Here is a 5191-nt window from a genome sequence, read left to right as displayed (position 1 = left end):
GCGCGCGCGGCGTCCACCCCGACGCTGTTCGTCGGAACCCCCTTCGTCAGCCGCTTCGACGGCCAGGCGGCGATCGGTCTGTCGATGGGCTGGCACGACCGGCAGGCCCGGTTCCGGGGCGTGGTCGTCCTGGTGGCGGATGCCGACTTCCTGGACGGCCACTTCGACCACATCGCGCCGGCGCCGGACGCCACGATGGCGCTGTACCGGACCACCGACCATGCCATGGTCTCCGACGGTCCCGGCGATGGCCGGGAGCGGTTGCTGCCCGCCACGGTGATGGACGCCCTCTGGGCCAGTCCATCGCCGGAGACCCCGCGCCTGGCTACCCTGCCGGATGGCCGCCAGCGGCTGGTGGCCGCGCACCGGCTGCAGCGGTTTCCGCTGGTGGTCGTGATCTCGCGCGATGTCGATGCGGCGCTGGCGGACTGGACCGACCAGGCCTGGCTGGTCGGCTCGTTCGCCGCATCGGCGCTGGCGATGACGCTGTTCCTGTCGCTGCGCAATGCCCGCGAGCAGGCCCTGCGGCGCGAGGCCCAGACGGCGCTGGCCACCGAGCAGGCCCGCGCGGTGCGGGCGTTCCAGGCGGCGCAGGAAGGCCATTGGGAATGGGATGTGCGCACCCAGGAAAACCACCTCTCGCCGCGCATGAAGGAGCTGCTCGGCATGGCGCCGGACGAGATCCTGCACGGGCCGGACGGGCTGCTGCACCTGGCGCATCTGCACCCGGACGATGTCGAGCCGGTGCGCGCTGTGCTGCATGCGCACCAGCAGGGGCATGGCAGCGAAACCTTCGACTTCACCTTCCGCGTGCGCCAGGCCGACGGCCAGTGGCGCCACGTCCGCTCGCGCGGCCACGCCTGGCGCGACGCCGATGGCCTGGCCCGGCTGTTCAGCGGCACCGGCACCGACGTCACCGCCGAGGTCGAGGCGCAGCAGCAGAACCGGCAGCTCGAAGAGCAACTGCAGCGCGCCCGCAAGCTGGAGGCCCTCGGCACGCTGGCCGGCGGCGTGGCGCACGACTTCAACAACATCCTCGCCGCCGTCATCGGGTATGGCGAACTGGCCCGCAACGCGGCCGCCGACGGCTCCGGGCAGGCGCGCCACCTCGACCATGTCCTGCAGGCAGGCCAGCGTGGCAAGGCGCTGGTCGAGCGCATCCTCTCGTTCAGCCGCGGCACGCCGCGTGCGCGGACCCACCTGCGGCTGGAGCCGGTGATCGACGAGGTGCTACAGCTGCTGGCGGCGTCGCTGCCGGCGCCGGTGCGGCTCGACCGGCGGCTCCACGCGCCCGAGGCCGTCATCTCCGGCGACGTGACCATGGTCTACGAGGCGGCGATGAACCTCTGCACCAACGCGCTGCAGGCGATGCCGCAGGGCGGGACGCTGGGCGTCGAGCTGGCCGAGGTGCGGCTGGTGGTGCCGCGGCGGCTGTTCGACCGCAGTCTGGCGCCTGGGCGTTATGCGCAGCTGACCGTGAGCGACACCGGCGCGGGCATCGCGCCCGAGGTGATGGCCCGCCTGTTCGAGCCCTTCTTCACCACCCGCGGGCCGCACCTGGGCACCGGGCTGGGGCTGGCGGTGGTGCACGGGGTGATGGTCGACCTGGGCGGCGCGATCGACGTGCAGAGTGCGCCGGGCCGGGGCGCGCGTTTCCTGCTGTATTTCCCTTGCGTGGAGGCCGAGCCCGACGACGTCCTGCAGGTCGAGGCCGATGCACCGCAGGGCCGGGGCCAGACCGTGCTCGTGGTGGACGACGAGCCGGGGCTGGTCGAGCTGGCCGAGGAGCTGCTGGCGGCGCTGGGCTACGAGCCGGTCGGCTTCTCGTCGAGCGCGCGGGCGCTGGCCGAGTTCGAGCGTGATCCGGACCGGTTCGATCTGGTCCTGACCGACGAGGTCATGCCGGGGCTGACCGGCACGGCGCTGGCGCAGGCCGTGCATGCCCTGCGGCCTGGCCTGCCGGTCGTGCTGGCGAGCGGCTATGGCGGGCCGCAACTGGCATCGCGTGCGGCCGGCGCCGGTGTCACCGTGCTGCTCAAGAAGCCGCTGGCGCGGGCGGAACTGGCACGGGCGCTCGCGCAGGCGCTGGGCTAGCCGGCGCCGCGGCTGATGCTTTCGCCATCCTCGGGCCGCAGGGCGCGGAAGGTCAGCGACGACACCAGCGTCAGCACCGCCAGCGTCAGGAAGGCGTGGTGCAGGGCGCCGCGCACCGCCCCGGCGTCGCCCTGCGGCAGCCCGGCGAGGTAGAGGCCGGTGACGAGCGAGCCGCAGGCGAGACCGAAGCTCATCGACATCTGCTGCAGCGTGCTCGCCAGCGTGCTGGCCATGGGCGTGTCGCGTTCGGCGATGTCGGCGTAGGCCATCGAGTTCATGCTGGAGAACTGCAGCGAGTTGAACAGCCCCATCAGCAGTCCGAGCAGCACGATCACGGTGATGGGCGTGCCCGGTCCGACCAGCGCGTAGCAGGCGATGGTGCCCGCCACCAGCACCGTGTTCACCACCAGCACCTGCCGGTAGCCGAAGCGGCGCAGCATCGCGCTGGAGATCAGCTTCATGCCCATCGCGGCGGCGGCCGCCGGCATCATCAGAAGACCCGACTGCCACGCCGGCAGCCCCAGCCCGAGCTGGTACAGCAGCGGCAGCAGAAAGGGCATGCCGCCCACCCCCAGCCGCGTGACGAAGCCGCCCAGCACCGAGATCCGGTAGGTGCGGGTGCGCAGCAGCGACAGCCGCAGCAGCGGATGCGGTACCCGCTGCGCGTGCCAGCCATAGGCGCCGAGCAGGCCGAGCGACAGCAGCAGCGGCGGGACCACCTGCCCCGCGTTCAGCCCGTGTTCGCCGAAGATCTCCAGCAGCCACGACAGCAGCGCCGCGCCGCTGCCGAACAGCAGCAGGCCCCGCAGGTCGAAGGGCGGTGGCTGGTCGTTGCGGTAGTCGGGCATGTGGCGGTGGCCGAACCACAACGCGATCAGGCCCACGGGCACATTGACGAAGAAGATGTCGCGCCACGACAGCCAGTGCACGATCAGCCCGCCCACGGTCGGCCCCAGCAGCGGGCCGAGCAGGGCGGGGATGATGACGAAGTTCATTGCCCGCAGCAGGTCGCCCTTGGGGAAGGTGCGCACGATCGCCATGCGGCCGACCGGCATCATCATCGCCGCGGCGATGCCCTGCGGCACCCGGGCGGCCACCAGCATCGGCGCGTTCACCGCCAGTCCGCACAGCACCGAGGACAGCGTGAACAGCGCCACTGCGGTGAGGAACACGCGCCGGCTGCCGTAGCGCTCGGCCAGCCAGCCGCTGGCGGGGATGCAGACCGCCAGACTCAGGATGTAGCTGGTGACCACCGCCTTCAGGCTCAGCGGCGTGGTGCCCAGACTGACCGCCATGGCCGGGATGCCGGTGTTGACGATGGTCGAGTCGAGCTGCTCCATGAACAGCGCCGTCGCGACGACCCAGGGCAGAAATCGCCGGGTGATGACCGGATCCATCAAGATGTCCTTCTGTTGGCTCGACACGGCCCCGATCTTGCGCCTGTAATGCCGACCTGGTTGCCCTCGGCCCAAGGATCCCGCACATGCCCCCGCCACTTCCGACGAACAAGTCCACCGCGGTCCACGACCTCGCGCGCCGGCTCGGCCCTGGCCTCATCACCGGTGCCGCCGACGACGATCCCAGCGGCATCGCGACCTATTCGCAGGCCGGATCGCAGTTCCGCTTCGGTCTGGCCTGGACGCTGCTGCTGACCACGCCGCTGATGATCGGCATCCAGATGCTGTCGGCACGCATCGGCTGGGTCACGGGCGAGGGCCTGGGGGCCAACATCGCCAAGGTCTGTCCACGCTGGGCCACGCGCACGCTGGTCGGCCTGCTGGTGGTGGCCAACACCATCAACATCGCGGCTGACATCGGCGCGATGGCCGAAGCGGTGCGCATGGTCGCGGGCGGGCGCCTGGTGCCGTGGATCCTCGGTTTCGGCGCGCTGAGCATCGCCGGGCAGGTCGTCTTCTCGTACGAGAAGACGGTGCGCATCCTCAAGTGGCTGACGCTGGCGCTGTTCTCGTACGTGGCGGTGATCCTGTCGGTCAGCGTGCCGTGGAAGCAGGCCTTCGCGGAAGCGGTCAACCCGTGGGCCTACTTTCCGCCCGGCGTGACGCGCAGCGACTATGCCGCGATGGTCGTCGCCGTGCTCGGCACCACCATCAGCCCCTACCTGTTCTTCTGGCAGGCCGCGCAGGAGGTGGAGGACAACCTGCGCCGCCCGGAGGCCGCCGCGCTGCGCGCACACCCCGAATACGCCGCCGAGCACCTCTCGCGCATCAAGCAGGACACCTACGTCGGCATGATCTTCTCCAACGTCATCGCGGTCTGCATCGTCATCGCCACCGCGGTGACGCTCAACGAACACGGCATCACCAGCATCCAGACCTCGGCGCAGGCGGCCGAGGCGCTGCGGCCGGTGGCGGGCGAGTTCGCCTTCGTGCTGTTCGCGCTGGGCATCGTCGGCACGGGGCTGCTGGCGGTGCCGGTGCTGTCCGGTTCGGCGGCGTATGCGGTCAGCGAGGTGCTGGGCTGGAAATCCGGGCTGTCGCACGACTTCCATGCAGCGCGTGGCTTCTACGCGATCATCATCGCGGCCACCCTCATCGGCACCCTGGGCAGCACCTTCGAGCTGGACCCGATCAAGGCACTGGTCTGGAGCGCCATCGTCAACGGCGTGATCTCGGTGCCGATCATGGTGGCGATGTTGTGGATCGGGCAGTCGCCCCGCATCATGGGGGCGCTCACCATCAGCCGGCGGCATCGCTTCTTCGGCTGGTCCGCGACGGTGGTGATGGCGGCGGCGGTCGTGTTCATGCTGGTGAGCGCGTGGTGAGCACCGCGGTCGGCAGATTGCATCTGTAACGCTGCCCGCCGCCGGTGCAATGCCCCTGACAGGCGCCGGCGGGACAGTCTCTGCGACACGCCGGCCTCCGGCGCCAAGGAGACTTCACCATGACCATCCCACGCCATGCACCCCTGGCCGCCACCCTGACCGCCATGGCCCTGGCAATCTTCGGCCTGGGCCTGGGCCTGTGCGCGGGTTCGCCTGCGCGGGCGGCCACCCCCGTGCCGGCCACGTCGGCCGTGCCTGCGGTGGGCGGCGTGCCCGACTTTTCCCGCATCACGCAGCAGTACGGTGCGGCTGTCG

3 protein-coding genes and 1 pseudogene are annotated in these 5191 nt (G+C 70.9%); 3 read left to right on the top strand and 1 reads right to left on the bottom strand.

The genetic code is table 11. From position 1 onward, the window contains the following. Positions 1 to 2094, top strand: a 2094-nt coding sequence (locus tag AB3X43_RS17400) for an ATP-binding protein (protein ID WP_369431126.1), incomplete at its 5' end; no start/stop codon positions are given. Here AB3X43_RS17400 and AB3X43_RS17395 read toward each other — a convergent pair. Next, entirely contained in the window at positions 2091 to 3491 is a 1401-nt protein-coding gene (locus AB3X43_RS17395) for an MFS transporter (RefSeq protein ID WP_369431125.1), read from the bottom strand. The two genes, AB3X43_RS17400 and AB3X43_RS17395, sit on opposite strands and share 4 nt — an antisense overlap. Positions 3492 to 3577: 86 nt before the next feature. On the opposite strand from AB3X43_RS17395, the gene AB3X43_RS17390 reads away from it, so the two are divergent. Then, on the top strand, positions 3578 to 4876 hold the full coding sequence (locus AB3X43_RS17390; protein WP_369431124.1) for an NRAMP family divalent metal transporter: 1299 nt from the start codon (positions 3578 to 3580) through the stop codon (positions 4874 to 4876). A gap of 119 nt (positions 4877 to 4995) precedes the next feature. After that, positions 4996 to 5191, top strand: a pseudogene (locus tag AB3X43_RS17385) (peptidase); the annotation flags it as partial.

This window comes from Sphaerotilus sp., assembly GCF_041083715.1.
Classification (GTDB): domain Bacteria; phylum Pseudomonadota; class Gammaproteobacteria; order Burkholderiales; family Burkholderiaceae_C; genus Sphaerotilus.
The sequence above is the reverse complement of the archived record's forward strand: the minus strand, read 5'-3'. Positions and strand labels throughout refer to the sequence as shown.